This window comes from Mesorhizobium sp. L-8-10 (genome assembly GCF_016756635.1).
Taxonomy (GTDB): domain Bacteria; phylum Pseudomonadota; class Alphaproteobacteria; order Rhizobiales; family Rhizobiaceae.
The window spans coordinates 3,811,055-3,825,082 of record NZ_AP023263.1; the positions used below are offsets into that span (position 1 = coordinate 3,811,055).

14 protein-coding genes are annotated in these 14,028 nt (G+C 66.0%); 13 read left to right on the top strand and 1 reads right to left on the bottom strand.

Translation table 11 applies throughout. The features are described from left to right. Positions 1-25 precede the first annotated feature (25 nt). From JN280_RS17675 to JN280_RS17690, 4 genes are read left to right on the top strand one after another with little or no spacing between them, the layout of a single operon-like run. On the top strand, positions 26-823 hold the full coding sequence (locus JN280_RS17675; protein ID WP_202313934.1) for an ABC transporter ATP-binding protein: 798 nt from the start codon (positions 26-28) through the stop codon (positions 821-823). After that, entirely contained in the window at positions 816-1,556 is a 741-nt protein-coding gene (locus JN280_RS17680) for an ABC transporter ATP-binding protein (protein WP_202313935.1), read from the top strand. The genes JN280_RS17675 and JN280_RS17680 overlap by 8 nt, the downstream gene beginning before the upstream one ends. 5 nt (positions 1,557-1,561) lie before the next feature. Further along, a complete protein-coding gene (locus JN280_RS17685) occupies positions 1,562-2,443 on the top strand; it encodes a branched-chain amino acid ABC transporter permease (protein ID WP_202313936.1) in 882 nt (293 codons plus the stop codon). After that, positions 2,443-3,423 carry a branched-chain amino acid ABC transporter permease gene (locus JN280_RS17690; protein ID WP_202313937.1) on the top strand — a complete coding sequence of 327 codons (981 nt, stop codon included), beginning with the start codon at positions 2,443-2,445 and terminating at the stop codon, positions 3,421-3,423. Before JN280_RS17685 ends, JN280_RS17690 begins: the two co-directional genes overlap by 1 nt. Before the next feature lie 9 nt (positions 3,424-3,432). On the opposite strand, the gene JN280_RS17695 is transcribed toward JN280_RS17690, so the two are convergent. Next, positions 3,433-4,209 carry an IclR family transcriptional regulator gene (locus JN280_RS17695; RefSeq protein WP_202313938.1) on the bottom strand — a complete coding sequence of 259 codons (777 nt, stop codon included), beginning with the start codon at positions 4,207-4,209 and terminating at the stop codon, positions 3,433-3,435. 191 nt (positions 4,210-4,400) lie between these two features. Here JN280_RS17695 and JN280_RS17700 point away from each other — a divergent pair, with 191 nt between their 5' ends. The 9 genes from JN280_RS17700 (at position 4,401) to JN280_RS17740 (ending at position 14,006) form a co-directional block, all read left to right on the top strand. Next, the gene (locus tag JN280_RS17700) at positions 4,401-5,714 is read left to right on the top strand and encodes an LLM class flavin-dependent oxidoreductase (protein WP_202313939.1); all 1,314 of its coding nucleotides are present in this window, start codon (positions 4,401-4,403) and stop codon (positions 5,712-5,714) included. After that, positions 5,711-6,505, top strand: a complete 795-nt coding sequence (locus JN280_RS17705; RefSeq protein WP_202313940.1) for an SDR family NAD(P)-dependent oxidoreductase — start codon at positions 5,711-5,713, stop codon at positions 6,503-6,505. The genes JN280_RS17700 and JN280_RS17705 overlap by 4 nt, the downstream gene beginning before the upstream one ends. 80 nt (positions 6,506-6,585) lie before the next feature. After that, entirely contained in the window at positions 6,586-7,815 is a 1,230-nt protein-coding gene (locus JN280_RS17710) for an ABC transporter substrate-binding protein (protein ID WP_202313941.1), read from the top strand. Positions 7,816-7,983: 168 nt separating this feature from the next. Next, a complete protein-coding gene (locus JN280_RS17715) occupies positions 7,984-8,886 on the top strand; it encodes an SMP-30/gluconolactonase/LRE family protein (RefSeq protein ID WP_202313943.1) in 903 nt (300 codons plus the stop codon). Continuing rightward, positions 8,887-11,010 (top strand): acetate--CoA ligase family protein, encoded by a 2,124-nt coding sequence (locus JN280_RS17720; RefSeq protein WP_202313945.1) that lies wholly within the window; start codon positions 8,887-8,889, stop codon positions 11,008-11,010. A 1-nt stretch (position 11,011) separates the two neighbouring features. Beyond that, a complete protein-coding gene (locus JN280_RS17725) occupies positions 11,012-11,557 on the top strand; it encodes a nuclear transport factor 2 family protein (RefSeq protein ID WP_202313946.1) in 546 nt (181 codons plus the stop codon). Further along, positions 11,557-12,078 carry a flavin reductase family protein gene (locus JN280_RS17730; protein WP_202313948.1) on the top strand — a complete coding sequence of 174 codons (522 nt, stop codon included), beginning with the start codon at positions 11,557-11,559 and terminating at the stop codon, positions 12,076-12,078. The genes JN280_RS17725 and JN280_RS17730 overlap by 1 nt, the downstream gene beginning before the upstream one ends. A gap of 24 nt (positions 12,079-12,102) precedes the next feature. Then, positions 12,103-13,710 (top strand): SDR family oxidoreductase, encoded by a 1,608-nt coding sequence (locus JN280_RS17735; RefSeq protein WP_202313950.1) that lies wholly within the window; start codon positions 12,103-12,105, stop codon positions 13,708-13,710. Next, the gene (locus JN280_RS17740) at positions 13,707-14,006 is read left to right on the top strand and encodes a hypothetical protein (protein ID WP_202313952.1); all 300 of its coding nucleotides are present in this window, start codon (positions 13,707-13,709) and stop codon (positions 14,004-14,006) included. Before JN280_RS17735 ends, JN280_RS17740 begins: the two co-directional genes overlap by 4 nt. Positions 14,007-14,028: the final 22 nt, after the last annotated feature.

The following is a 14,028-nucleotide window of genomic DNA, read 5'->3' on the forward strand; positions in this document are numbered from 1 at the left end:
CGGCACAAGACGGAAGGGAGGAAAGATGACCGTTTCCGCAGCGGCCCTGCCGCGGGACGAAGCCGTTGCCAAGGCCGACTACGTCCTCGAGGCCCGTGGCCTGACGAAAGTCTTCGGCGGCTTCGCGGCCGTGAAAGACGTCAACCTCTCGGTTCGGCGCGGGGCGATCCACGCGCTGATCGGCCCGAACGGTGCCGGCAAGACCACCTGCTTCAACCTGCTCACCAAGACGCTGGTCCCAACGGGGGGACGCATCCTCTTCGATGGGCATGACATCTCCGCGCTGCGCACCTCCGAGGTGGCGCGGCGCGGGCTCGTGCGCTCGTTCCAGATCTCGGCGACCTTCCCGAACCTCACGGCACTGGAGAACGTTCGCGTCGCGCTGCAGTCGTCCTACGGCACGGCCTTCCACTTCTGGCGGTCGCTGCGGGCGGTGGCGCCGCTCAACCGCCGCGCCGAGGACCTGCTGGAGCAGGTTGGCCTCGGCGCCAGCCGTGACACGCTCGCGGCCGAACTCTCCTACGGCAAGAAGCGCGCGCTGGAAATCGCGACGACGCTGGCGCTGGAACCGCGCGTGATGCTGCTCGACGAACCGACAGCCGGCATGGGCCACGAGGATGTCGAGCCGATCACCGACCTGATCCGCAGTGCCGCCGTCGGCCGCACCGTGCTGCTCGTCGAGCACAACCTGTCGGTCGTGTCGACGCTCTGCGACAGGATTACCGTTCTGCAGCACGGCCAAATTCTGGCCGAGGGCAACTATGCCGAGGTCTCGAACAATCCTGCCGTCGTGACCGCCTATATGGGAGGCGTCGATGAATAGCCTGGCAATGCCCAAGGCCGCGCCCGTCTCGGTCAACGCGATGCTGAAGGTCGAGGACCTCAACGCCTGGTATGCCGAATCGAAGGTGCTTCACGGCATGACCTTCGACGTGCGCGAGGGCGAACTGCTGACGCTTATCGGACGCAACGGCGCCGGCAAGACGACGACGCTGCGGTCGATCATGGGGATCGTGCGCAAGCGCACCGGCTCGATCAACTTCTCAGGACAGGAATTGGTCGGCAAGCGTACCTTCGAGATTGCGCGGCTGGGCATCGGCTACTGTCCCGAGGAGCGCGCGATCTTCTCCTCGCTTTCGGTGCGCGAGAACCTGTTCCTGCCGCCGGTGCTGCGCGCGGGCGGCATGACCGACGAGCAGCTCTACGCGACCTTCCCCAACCTCAAGGCGCGGGCGGGCAGCCAGGGGACGAAGCTTTCGGGCGGCGAGCAGCAGATGCTCGCCATTGCCCGCATCCTGCGCACCGGCTCGCGGCTCCTGCTGCTGGACGAGCCGAGCGAAGGCCTCGCGCCGGTGGTGGTAAAGGAGATCGGCGAGACTATCCAGCGCCTGAAGGCGCAGGGGTTCACCATCATGCTGGTCGAGCAGAACCTCCGCTTTGCGCGCCAGGTCGCGGACCGGCATGTCGTCGTGGAGAACGGCAAGGTGGTCGACATCCTCACCAATGACGAACTCGCCGCCGAGATGGGCCGCGTCAAAACCTACCTCGGAGTCTGACGACGATGTTCGAAGGTATCAGCACTCAGCTCCTGTTCGGCCAGATCCTGCTCGGCCTGATCAACGGCTCGTTCTACGCGATGCTGTCGATGGGTCTTGCCATCATCTTCGGCCTGATGAACGTCGTGAACTTCACCCACGGTGCGCAGTACATGCTCGGCGCCTTCGTCGCCTGGCTCCTGCTCACCTATCTCGGCCTCGGCTACTGGCCTGCGCTGATCATCGCGCCCGTGGCCGTGGCTGTCACCGGCATGGTCATGGAGCGACTGCTGCTGCGCCCGCTGCAGAACCTCGACCACCTCTACGGCCTGCTCGCCACCTATGCCGTCGCGCTGATCGTGGAGGGCCTGGTCCGCTATCGGTACGGCTCGACCGGGCTGCCCTACGAGAACCCGATCCCGGGCGGCATCAATCTCGGCTTCATGTTCCTGCCGTATTACCGGCTCTGGGTGGTCGTCTTCTCGATCGTGACCTGCGTCGGAACCTGGCTCCTCATCGAGCACACCAAGCTCGGCGCCTACCTGCGCGCCGCCAACGAGAAGCCGCAGATCGTCGAGACCTTCGGCATCAACGTGCCCAAGATGATGACGCTGACCTACGGTTTCGGCGTCGGCCTGGCGGGGTTGTCCGGCGTGCTTGCCGCGCCGATCTATCAGGTCTCTCCCTCGATGGGATCCAGCCTGATGATCGTCGTCTTCGCAGTCGTCGTCATCGGCGGCATGGGCTCGATCATCGGCGCGGCCGTCACCGGATACATGCTCGGCGTGGTCGAAGGCCTGACCAAGGTCTTCTATCCGGAGGCTGCCAGCGTCGTGATCTTCCTGTTCATGATTGTCGCGCTCTACCTGCGCCCCTCGGGTATCTTCGCCAGCAAGGAGTCGGTCTGATGCAGCGCTTGCTCCTCCTGGCGATCGTCGCCGCCCTGGCGATCGCGGCGCCTTTCTACTTTTACTCGGTGACGCTGATGACGATCATGTGCTTCATCGTCTTCGCGTGCTCGTTCAACCTGCTGCTCGGCTATACCGGCCTGCTCTGCTTCGGCCATGCGATGTTCTTCGGCGGCGCGGCCTATGTCACCGGCTACGTCCTGAAGACGACGGCCCTGTCGACCGAGTTCGCGATCCTGGCCGGAGGGTTGGCGGCCGGCCTCCTGGGGACGGTGATCGGTTACCTGACGATGAAGCGGCAGGGTATCCAGTTCGCGATGATCACGCTCGCCTTCTCGCAGTTCATCTATTTCATCTTGCTGCAGGCGCCGTTCACCGGCGGCGAGGACGGCATGCAGGCAATCCCGCGCAACGATCTGTTCGGCGTGATCGACATCGGCTCGAACCTGACCTTCTACTACGTGGTGCTGGCGATTACGGCGCTGTGCGTCTTCGTCTACTACCGCGTGGTGCATTCCCCCTACGGCGAAGTGCTGAAGGCCGTTCGCGACAACCAGCCCCGGGTCGAGTCGCTCGGCTTCGACCCGGAGAAGGTCAAGCTGGTTTCCTTCATCATCTCCGCGTCGATGGCGGGTATCGCAGGCGGCATGAAGGCCACGGTCTACCAGTTCGCGACGCTGACCGACGCCTCATGGCCGGTCTCGGGCGAGGTCATCCTGATGACGCTGCTCGGAGGCCTCGGCACGCTCGTGGGCCCGGTGTTCGGCGCGGCCGGCATCATTCTTCTGAACGACTATCTCGCCGGGTTCGGCGAATGGGCGTTGATCTCACAGGGCGCGATCCTGCTGGCGGTCATCGTTTTCTTCCGGCGCGGTATCGTCGGGGAACTGTCGGCGCTGCGGCGTTATCTCGCCCGTCGCCCGGCGGCGCCAGAGCGGCCGGTGACCGGAGAGACAAAGGCGGTCGAAGCCCGCGGCTAAGACGCGCCGTCAGAATTCGATGTCGATCGGCTCTTCGAACGGATCGGCCGGCTTGACCGACTTGACCGCGCGCTGGAGCACCGCGAGGTAACGGTCGTGGTGCTCCAGGAAACGCTCCTTCGCCCCGCCGAGGAACAGCACCGCCGCCTGGTTCTGGATCTTCACCGGCAGCAGCATCGAGAGCGTGGCGCCGCCGACGAACGGAACGTCCTGCGAATAGCAGTAGCCCTTCTGCCTGATCTCCCGCACCCTCTCCAGGATCGATGGAACCGTCACCCGCATCGACTTCTCTGAGGCGATGTTGGCGCGCCGCACGATATTGTCGATCTTGTCGTCGGGAAGCGTCGACATCAGCGTCCAGCCGATGCCGGACTGGGTCAGCGGCCGCAGCGTGCCCTCCGGGATCACGAAGCGCAGCGCATGGACCGACTGCATGTTCTGCACATATTGCAGGTAGACGTCGTTCTTGGTGCTGATGCCGACGCCTTCGCCTGTTGCGGCGTGAACGTCGCGCATGGCGTCCAGGACGCGACCCGACCCGAACAACGCGCGCGGCACCCAGTCTCCGAGCGACGTCACCTTCGGTGTCGGGAAGTAAACCCGCTCGCGGCGGTCGAAGTTGAGGTAGCCCAGCGTGACCAGCGTCTTGAGCAGGACCGTGGCGCTCGATTGCGGATAGCCCAGCGCGAGAGCGATTTCCGACATCGAGCGTGGTTGCCTAACCCCTGTGAAATACTCGAGAATCTCGATCGCGCGAGACGCGGACTTGACCTGTGCGGACTGCATTCCCGGCTCCTGGCTCCGCCTGGCGAACTTCAGGGATGTGAAACTGCGCCACACGTACAAATGTTTGTGGCACGCGCCGATAGCGCATGACAAGGTACTCACCGTCAAGTCCGGCAGGGAGGAATTGCCGCGGGCTTGTTCCCGAACAGCACCTGAGGTGACCCGGCGAAAGCCGGCGGGAAGGAGGAAAGATGAAGCTCGGCCTTTTCTACGAACATCAGTTGCCTCAGCCTTGGACTGAAGGCTGCGAGCAGAAGCTCTTCAACGACGCGCTCGACCAGATCGAACTCGCCGACCGTCTCGGCTTCGACCACATCTGGGAAGTCGAGCACCATTTCCTCGAGGAGTATTCCCATTCTTCGGCGCCCGAAGTCTTCCTCGGCGCGGTGTCGCAGCGCACGAAGAACGTGCGCATCGGCCACGGCATCTGCCTGTCCTCGCCACGCTACAACCATCCGGCGCGTGTTGCCGAACGCCTTGCGACGCTGGACCTGATCTCGAATGGTCGCGTCGAATGGGGCACCGGCGAATCCGGCTCGCTGATGGAAATGCAGGGCTTCGGCATCGAGCCGGCGCAGAAGACCGCGATGTGGCGGGAGGGTGTCGAGCAGACCGCCAACATGATGGCGATGCGCCCTTACCCCGGCTTCGAGGGCCAGTTCTTCTCTATGCCCGTGCGAAACGTCGTGCCGAAGCCATTGCAAAAGCCGCACCCGCCGATCTGGATGGCATGCTCGCGCCGCGAGAGCATCCTGCGCGCGGCACGGCATGGGGTCGGCGCACTGGTCTTCGGCTTCGTCGAAGCCTCGCAGGCCAGGCAGTGGCGCGACGAATACTATGCCATCATCAAGTCGGACGAGTGCGTGCCGATCGGCCATTCGGTCAACGCCAACTTCGCAACCCTCAACGGCATGATGGTGCACGAGAATCGCGACGAGGCGATCCGGCGCGGCCTCGATGGCTTCCGCTTCTTCGGTTACTCGATCGCGCATTACGCGGTCTATGGCGAGCACAAGCCGGGCGTCACCAACCTCTGGAAGCGCTTCCAGACGATCAAGGACGACATGAAGGAGACGCCGGGTTCGGGTTCGATCGGCACGCCGAAGAGCGTGCGCGAGCACCTGAGGGCCTACGCCGATGTCGGCATCGACCAGATGATCTTCATCCAGCAGTCCGGCATGAACCGGCACGAGCATATCTGCGAGGCGATCGAGCTGTTCGCCCGCGAGGTGATGCCCGAGTTGAAGGAGCGCGAGGACGAACGCGTCGCCCGCAAGGCCGAGGAACTCGCGCCTTTCATCGAAAGGGCTCTCGCGCGCAAGCCGCGCACAGCCGAACTCGCGCTCGACGAGGTCCCGAAGGTGGAATCGATCGGCATCGTGCTCGAGCGTCGGTCAGGCAAGGACTACGCGTCGGCCGGCGGGACCTATGCCGACCCGACGCGGGGTGGCGCGATCCCGATGGCATCGCGCGAGACATTCGCCAAGGCGGCGAAGGCAGGATGAATGCGTACGCGACAGGAGTGGAACAGGTGACGGGACTGCGCAGGCTCGAAGGGCGTGTGGCGCTGGTGACCGGCGGCGGCCGGGGCATCGGCCGGGCAATCAGCGAGGCGTTCGCCCGAGAGGGCGCGGCCGTCGGTGTGCTCGACCTCAAGCCGGAGGTCTCCGGCGAGGCGGCGGATGCGGTCAATGCCGCGGGCGGCAAGGCGATCCCGATCGTCGGCAACGTCGCGAAGCGGGACGACCTGTTCGCTGCGGCCGCGAAGCTGAAGGAGGCTTTCGGCCCGACGACCATCCTGGTCAACAACGCGATGTGGAACCGCTACGGCTCGCTGCTGGAGCAGGACGAGGCTACGATCGGCCGCATGATCGACGTCGGATTCAAGGGCGTGATCTGGGGCTACCAGGCGGTCGTGCCGCAGATGCAGGAGGCGGGCGGCGGAGCGATCGTCAACATCGCTTCGCCGGCAGCACTCATCGCGATGCGGCACGGCATCATGTACAGCGCCGTCAAGGCGGCCGTGCAGGCCGCGACGCGCTCGGGTGCCGCGGAGTTCGGCCCGATGAACATCCGCGTCAATGCGATCGCTCCAGGCTCCACACGCACGGACGGAGCGAATCTCGTCGTCGACGAGGCTGGATGGGAACGCCGGCGCCAGAAGGTGCCGCTCGGACGCCTCGGCGAGCCGGCTGATATCGCCAACGCGGCGGTGTTCCTCGCCAGCGACGAATCCAGCTGGGTCAGCGGCGACATGATGCTCGTCGATGGCGCAATGACTTTCGCTTTCTCGTGAACGGGCCGGCGACGGTCGCAGGGTAGTGCAACAGCCTCGCGGACAATCGAGAAAATCCCGCGAGCAACGGAGGAGATGAAATGAGCATTTCGAAGCGAAGCGCTGTGATCAGCGCAATCTTGGCGGGCGCGACGATCCTGTCGACGTCGGCCGCGTTCGCCCAGGTTTCGGGCGACATCATCAAGATCGGCGTGATGAACGACCAGTCCGGACCCTATGCGGACAATGGCGGCCCGGGCGCTGTCGAGGCCGCCAGGATGGCCATCGAGGACTTCGGCGGCGAGGTTGATGGCAAGAAGATCGAGCTGGTCATTGCCGACGACCAGAACAAGCCCGACATCGGCGTGGCGATCGCGCAGAAATGGGTGGACGAGGAAGGCGTCGATGCGATCGTCGGCGGCTCCGCCTCGTCCATCGCCATCGCCATCCAGAAGATTATGGCAGACAAGAAGAAGCCCTATATGCTCGCCGGCACCGCGTCCTCCAGCCTCACCAACGACGCCTGCTCCCCGATGGGCACGCAGTGGGTACTCGACACCTATTCGCTCGCCAAGGGCGTGATCAAGTCGATGCTGGCAGCCGGCAACGACTCCTTCTACTTCATCACCGTCGACTACACCTTCGGCAAGCAGTGGCAGGCCGACGCGACGAAGTTCATCGAAGAGGGCGGCGGCAAGGTGCTGGGTTCGGTGCTGCACCCGTTGAACACGAACGATTTCTCGTCGTACCTGCTCCAGGCACAGGCGAGCGGCGCGAAGGTGATCGTTCTGGCGAATTCGGGCGCCGACTTCGCCAACGCCGTGAAGCAGGCGCAGGAGTTCGGCATCCAGGCCAGCGGCCAGCAGGTTGTCGCGCTTGGCCTGCAGATCAACCAGGTCCACGGCATCGGCCTCGAAGCCGTCAAGGGCATGTCGCTGGTCACCCCGGGCTACTGGGACGTGAGCGACGAGACGCGCGCCTTTGCCGACAAGTTCAAGAAGCGCTTCCGCGACCGTGTTCCGAACGAGACCATGTCGGGCACCTACAGCGCGATCACGCACTACCTGAAGTCGGTCAAGGAAGCAGGCACCGACGACGGCGAGAAGGTCGTCGCCAAGATGCACGAGATGCCGATCAACGATTTCCAGATGAAGGACGTCAAGATCCGCGCCGACGGCCAGGTGATGCGTCCGATGTATGCGGTGACCGTGAAGGCGCCGGCGGACGTCAAGCAGCCCTACGACTACTACACCGTCACGGCGACGATTCCCGCCGACGACGTGTGGCGGCCGGCGAGCGAGAGCACCTGCCCGCTACTGAAGACGCAGTAAAAGCCTCCCAGGGCTCGGGCGGGGGCACTAACGCATGTCTCCCGAAAGTGGGTACCGGTTTCGGGACAAAGACATGCGTCAAATCAAAGACCTGCAGCGTGTTGCGTGAGTTCTTCTTCACGCAGCACGCTGTAGCCCCCGCCACCGCGGGGACGAGAGCGAACCGAAATGACCCTAGATGTGCGCTGTATATCCGAACGGCCGGACTTCCTGGGCGAGAGCCCGGTCTGGGACGCCGACAACAACTGGCTTTACTGGGTCGACGGTTTCTCGCGCCTCGTCCGTCGCTGGGAACCTGCAACCGGGTCGTTCCGCGAATGGTCGACGCCGTCTATGGTCGGGTCTGTCGCGCTCGGCCTGGGAGACTGCGTCGTCGTCGGCCTGGTCGATGGCATCTTTTCGCTGGATCTCGGCAATTCTTCGCTTGCGCCGCTCCTGAAGCCGGAGCCGGCCGATCCGCTGGTGCGCTTCAACGACGGCAAGACCGATCGCGACGGGCGTTTCCTGTGCGGCTCGATGGGCATCCATGCCGATCCGCGCGGCATCCTCTGGCGCATCGACGCCGCCGGTCGCCGCGACAGTCTCGCCGACGGCATCCGCATCTCCAACGCGCTCTGCTTCAGCCCCGACGGCGCGACCATGTATTTCGCCGACAGCCTGGATCGCACCATACGCGCCTATCCCTATGGCGCCGACGGCGTCGGTGAACCGACGATCCTCGTCGACACGGCGCAGTGGAATTCCGGTCCGGACGGCGCCACCGTCGACAGTGACGGCTGCATATGGGCCACCCTGGTTCAGGTCGGCAAGATCGCCCGCATCACGCCCGATGGACGGTTGGACCGGATGATCGATGCGCCCGTCGACCTGCCGTCCTCGGTCGCCTTCGGTGGCGATGACATGGCGACGCTGTTCGTCACCTCGATCAAGGACTCCGGATCCGGCCGCGCCGTCTCCAAACATCCCGACGGCGGCAAGCTCTTCGCGATCGACGGCCTCGCCGCCCGCGGCATTGCGGAAGCGCACTTCGGACAATCCGCGCTCGAGAACAACAAGACGGAAGCCGCCTGAATGCTCACACGCACCGAATCTCTGTCTGCGCTGCTTTCGCCGTCCTCGGTGGCGCTCGTCGGCGCATCCGACGACGTCACCCGCATCGGTGGGCGGCCCCTGCGCTACCTGCGCGAGGGCGGCTTCGCCGGCGCTGTCTATCCGGTGAATCCCCGGCGCGACACGGTGCAGGGGCTGAAGGCATATTCTTCCATCGGCGCGCTCCCCGAAACGCCCGATGTCGCGATCCTGGCTGTTCCGGCGGCCGGCACGGTGCAGGCGGTGCGCGAATGCGCCGAGCGTGGCACGAAGGCAGCGATCGTCTTCACCGCCGGGTTCGCCGAGACCGGCGACGAAGGCCGGGCGCTACAGGACGAGATGGTGTCGGTTGCCCGCGCCTCGGGAATGCGGTTGCTGGGACCGAACTGCCTTGGCGTGTTCAACTCCTCCATCGGCTTCTACGGCACCTTCTCGGCGATGCTCGACACGGGGCTCGTGAAGCCCGGCCCGATCGGCATCGTCTCGCAGAGCGGGGCCTATGGTTCGCATCTCATGTATCTCGCGCGCCTGCGCGGTCTCGGCATGAGCCACCTGATCACCACAGGCAACGAGTGCGACATCGACGTGGGGGAGGCGCTGCGCTGGACGGTCGAGCAGCCCGACATCAACGTCGTCATGGCCTATGCCGAGGGCATCAAGGACCGCGACACCTTCATCGAGGCGCTGGAGGTGGCGCGCCAGCGCCGCAAGGCGATCGTCTTCATGAAGGTCGGGCGCTCCGAAGTCGGCGCGCATGCGGTGAGCTCGCACACCGCCGCACTTGCCGGTTCCGACGCGATCTTCGACGCCGTGTTTCGCCAGTACGGTGTCTGGCGCGCCTCGACGACGGCAGAGCAACTGGACATCGTCGCGGCCTGCGCGCGCGGCGTCTATCCCAAGAGCAACTCGCTCGGCATCTTCACCATGTCCGGCGGCTTCGGCATCCAGATGGCCGACGACGCGGAGGTCGCCGGCCTGGACGTCAAGCCGATGCCTGAGAAGGCGCAGGAAGAGCTGAAGGCGATGCTTCCCTATGCCTCGCCGCGCAATCCGGTCGACGCCACGGCGCAGGCCGTCACCGACCTGCCGCTGATGACCAGCTTCATCTCGGCGATGCTGGAAAAAGGCGACTACGGCTTTTTCGCCGGCATCTTCGGCAGCGGTCCGGCCAGCCCGACCTTTTCCGGCAAGCTGCGGCAGGCGCTGGAGACGGCGGCTACGGCGTCGCGCGACACGATCATGACGCTGACGATGACAGCTCCGGACGAGATCGTGCGCACCTATGAGGACAAGGGCTTCATCGTCGCGCAGGACGGTTTCGCGCTGATCAGGACGCTCGGAGCGATGGTGCACTTTAGCGAGAGCTTCGAGCGTGCCGGAAAGGCCGCCGCAACGGCGCCCCTTCCGGCGCCCGTCGATCTCGGGACGGATGCGTTGAGCGAACTCGCCGCCAAGAAGATCCTCTCCGAGGCGGGCATCACCTTCCCTTCGGACCGGCTTGTGCCGCCAGGCGGAGACATCCGCGCCGCGGCCGATGCGGTCGGCTACCCGCAGGTGCTCAAGGTCGTTTCGGCCGACATCGCTCACAAGACCGAGATCGGCGGGGTCATCGTCGGCGTGAAGGACGCGGACGAGGCGGAGGGCGGCTTCGCCGCCATCCTTGCCCGCGCCGCCGAGAAGCGGCCGGATGCGCGCATCGACGGCGTGATGGTCGCGCCGATGGTAGCCGGCGGCGTCGAGACGATCGCGGGCGTCGTGAGCGACCCGGTCTTCGGCCCCGTTGTCATGTTCGGCCTGGGGGGCGTCTTCGTCGAGGTGCTGAAGGACGTGACCTTCCGTGTCGCGCCGTTCGACACGGTCGAGGCGCATCGTATGATCCGCGAGATCCGCGGCTACGCGATGCTGGAAGGCGTGCGCGGCGCGCCGCCGGCCGACGTCGATGCGCTCGCCGAGATGCTTTCGGCGCTGTCGCGCTTCGCCGCGGCCAACGCGGACCGGATCGACAGCATCGACCTCAATCCCGTGCGTGTGCTGGAAAAGGGCAAGGGCGTGGTGGCGCTCGACGCGCTGATCGTGCCGCGCGGTGCCGTGGTGGAGGGCCATTGAGATGGAAAGCGCGAAACTGCAGGAACTGCTCGACCGTGAGGCGATCCGCGACTGCCTCTACCGCTATTGCCGCGGCATCGACCGCGCCGACGAGGAGGCGCTGCGCAGCTCGTACTGGCCGGATGCGCACGACCGCCACGGCGCCTATGTCGGCTCCGCCGAGGGCTTCATCCAGATGGCGCTCGGCGTCTTCAAGACCGGTCCGCGCAACATCCACCAGGTCTCCAACATCCTGATCGAATTCCAGGGCCCGGCGCAGGCCGCGGTCGAGACCTATTTCACCGCGCTGCAGCGGGCGCCCGACCGCGAAGGGGTGATCCGCCAGGTGCTGCTCTGCGGCCGCTACTGCGATCGGTTCGAGAAGCGCGGAGACGAGTGGCGCGTCGCCGACCGCACCGTGGTCTACGACTGGGTCGAGGAGCAGACGCCCCCGGACAAGACGGAAGTCGACCGCTTCGGCCTCCGTCAGCCTATCGGCTGCGCTCGTCCGGACGATCCGGTCTATGCGCTGCTTTCGGCCAAGGCGAACGCCACCGCAACCGACTGATGGTCGAGATGATCGCCTTCCCAGCCCGAAGCGAAGCCGTCGGCGAGGCCGAGTTCAAGATCGCCATGCGGCAGGTCGCGGCGTCGGTCGCGATCGTCACCGCCCGATCGGGCAAGCTGCGCAACGGCCTGACAGCCACCGCCGTCTGCTCGGTGGCCGCGTCGCCGCCGACCATGCTCGTCTGCATCAACCGGAGCGCTTCGGCCGAGCCGCTGATCCAGGAGAGCGGCGCCTTTGCGATCAACTTCCTGACGGACGGGCAGCACGGGATCGCGCGCCTCTTCTCCACGTCGAAGTTGGCGCCGGAGGATCGCTTCGTCGAAGGTACATGGGGCAGCCTGGAGACCGGCGCGCCGGTGCTTGAGGGAACCGTCGCGAGCTTCGACTGCCGGGTCGAAAGCCAATTGTCGTCCGGCACCCACCACATCTATCTCGGCCGCGTCGTCGGCGTGACGTCGCTCGACATGGACGTGCTCCTTTACCGCGACGGCTCCTTCCGTCGGCTCGAGTCGGCCGGATAAACGCTTCCGATGGGAGGATCTGAAATGGGCAACGCAACACGCATTGTCGTCGTGACCGGCGCCGCCGGTGGTATCGGGCGCGCGCTCGTGGAAATCCTCGCCGCGGACGGCGACACGGTAGTGATGGTCGACCTGCCGGGCACAGGGGTCGTCGAGCTGGCGAAGTCGCTCGGCGGCGGCCACCTCGGCGTCGAATGCGATGTGTCGCGCGAAGGCGACGTGCTCGCCCTGTTCGCGAAGGTCGACGCTGCGTTCGACCGCGTGGACGTGCTCGTCAACAACGCTGCGCTCGGCCCGACCATGACGCCGACTGTCGAGACTTCGGCGGAACTGTTCCGCAAGACGCTCTCGGTCAACCTGATCGGGCCGTTCGTGATGGCCCGCGAGGCGGCGCGGCGCATGCGGCCGGGTGGCGCCATCGTCAATATCGCCTCGCTCGCCGGCGTGCTGGGCAATCCGCGCCGCAACGCGTACTCCGCGTCGAAGGCGGGGCTGATCTCCTTCACCAAATCGCTCGCCTGCGAGTGGGCGCCGCGCGGCATCCGCGTTTGCGCCGTCGCCCCGGGCTATGTCCGCACGCCGATGGTGGCCGAGCTGGAACGCACCGGCAGGGCCGACATCCCGGCGGTCCGCCGCCGCGTGCCAATGGGCCGCATGTGCCGCCCGGACGAGATTGCGCGCGCGGCGCGCTTCCTTGCCTCGCCCCAGGCCCGCTATGTCACCGGCTCGGTGCTCGCCGTCGACGGCGGCTGGGTCTCCTTCAACCAGCCCGGCGACGCGCACCCGCCCGTCGACGGCGCGCCGGCGGAAGAGTTCGCCCGGCCCGAGCCGTCGACCGCGCCGCGCATGGTGGTCGTCACCGGCGGTGCGGACGGCATCGGTGCGGCCGTTGTCGCGCGCTTCGCCGCAGCGGGCGACACGGTCGTCATAGCTGACCGGAACGCGGCTGGCGCGCAGGCCCTGGCCGGAAAGCTCGGAGCCCCGCATCTCGGCCTGGCGGTCGACGTGGCCGACGAGGCGAGCGTGGTCGGGCTGTTCGCAGAGATCGCGCACCGCTTCGGCAAGGTCGACCTCCTCGTCAACAACGCTGCCGTCGCCGACACATTCACGCCGGCGTTCGAGCAGAAGCCGGAGCACATCGAGCAGGTGCTGGACATCAACCTGACCGGCGCATTCCTCTGCGCCCGAGAGGCGCTCAAACTGATGCCGGCGGGTAGCGTAGTGATCAATCTCGGTTCGATCAACACCTTCCTGCCTTTCGCGCCGCGCCACGCCTACGGCGCCTCCAAGGCGGGCATCGACATCCTTACGCGTTGCATGGCGGCCGAACTTGGGCCGAAGGGCTTCCGGTTCGCGACCGTCGCGCCGGGCTACATCCGCACCCCTGGCGTCGCATCGCTGGAGACCTCGGGCCGCGTCGACCTCAAAGCGGTACGCCGCCGCATTCCCATGGGCGATCTCGGCAGGCCGGAGGACATCGCCGACGCGGCGTTCTTCCTCGCCTCGGCGGACGCTTCCTACATCAACGGCTCGATCCTCTATGTCGACGGCGGCTGGACGTCGTTCGGCAATGCCGGCAACGCCAGCGAAGACGACGAGGACGACGTGACCTCACGGGAGGCCGCGGCATGATCGTGCAGTACTCTTCCCAGGGCGGGCTTGCTCTCGCCGAAGCGGAGGATTTCCGCAAATTCAAGGTGCTCCTGCGCGGCTCCTTTTCCTCGATGCGGCCGGTCATCGAGGGTGTGACATTCGTCGACGACGACAACGCGCTGGTCGGCATCGACGTCGTGCCGGCTCTTCCCGGCGCGCCTGCCGGGGCCGCCTGGCTCGCCGGCTATGCGAAGATGGTCGAGGCTGCCGGCAAATATGGCTGGATCGACGAAGAGGCACGGTCGATCCGTTCCCATGTCGAGCGCGAGGCCTGACGACCGCATCGCCCCATCAGAA

Coding starts and splice junctions, on each gene's coding strand:
- JN280_RS17725 (WP_202313946.1), top strand. CDS start 11,012: ATGGAAAGCGCGAAACTGCAGGAACTGCTCGACCGTGAGGCGATCCGC.
- JN280_RS17710 (WP_202313941.1), top strand. CDS start 6,586: ATGAGCATTTCGAAGCGAAGCGCTGTGATCAGCGCAATCTTGGCGGGC.
- JN280_RS17715 (WP_202313943.1), top strand. CDS start 7,984: ATGACCCTAGATGTGCGCTGTATATCCGAACGGCCGGACTTCCTGGGC.
- JN280_RS17705 (WP_202313940.1), top strand. CDS start 5,711: ATGAATGCGTACGCGACAGGAGTGGAACAGGTGACGGGACTGCGCAGG.
- JN280_RS17695 (WP_202313938.1), bottom strand. CDS start 4,209: ATGCAGTCCGCACAGGTCAAGTCCGCGTCTCGCGCGATCGAGATTCTC.
- JN280_RS17675 (WP_202313934.1), top strand. CDS start 26: ATGACCGTTTCCGCAGCGGCCCTGCCGCGGGACGAAGCCGTTGCCAAG.
- JN280_RS17700 (WP_202313939.1), top strand. CDS start 4,401: ATGAAGCTCGGCCTTTTCTACGAACATCAGTTGCCTCAGCCTTGGACT.
- JN280_RS17740 (WP_202313952.1), top strand. CDS start 13,707: ATGATCGTGCAGTACTCTTCCCAGGGCGGGCTTGCTCTCGCCGAAGCG.
- JN280_RS17730 (WP_202313948.1), top strand. CDS start 11,557: ATGGTCGAGATGATCGCCTTCCCAGCCCGAAGCGAAGCCGTCGGCGAG.
- JN280_RS17720 (WP_202313945.1), top strand. CDS start 8,887: ATGCTCACACGCACCGAATCTCTGTCTGCGCTGCTTTCGCCGTCCTCG.
- JN280_RS17690 (WP_202313937.1), top strand. CDS start 2,443: ATGCAGCGCTTGCTCCTCCTGGCGATCGTCGCCGCCCTGGCGATCGCG.
- JN280_RS17735 (WP_202313950.1), top strand. CDS start 12,103: ATGGGCAACGCAACACGCATTGTCGTCGTGACCGGCGCCGCCGGTGGT.
- JN280_RS17680 (WP_202313935.1), top strand. CDS start 816: ATGAATAGCCTGGCAATGCCCAAGGCCGCGCCCGTCTCGGTCAACGCG.
- JN280_RS17685 (WP_202313936.1), top strand. CDS start 1,562: ATGTTCGAAGGTATCAGCACTCAGCTCCTGTTCGGCCAGATCCTGCTC.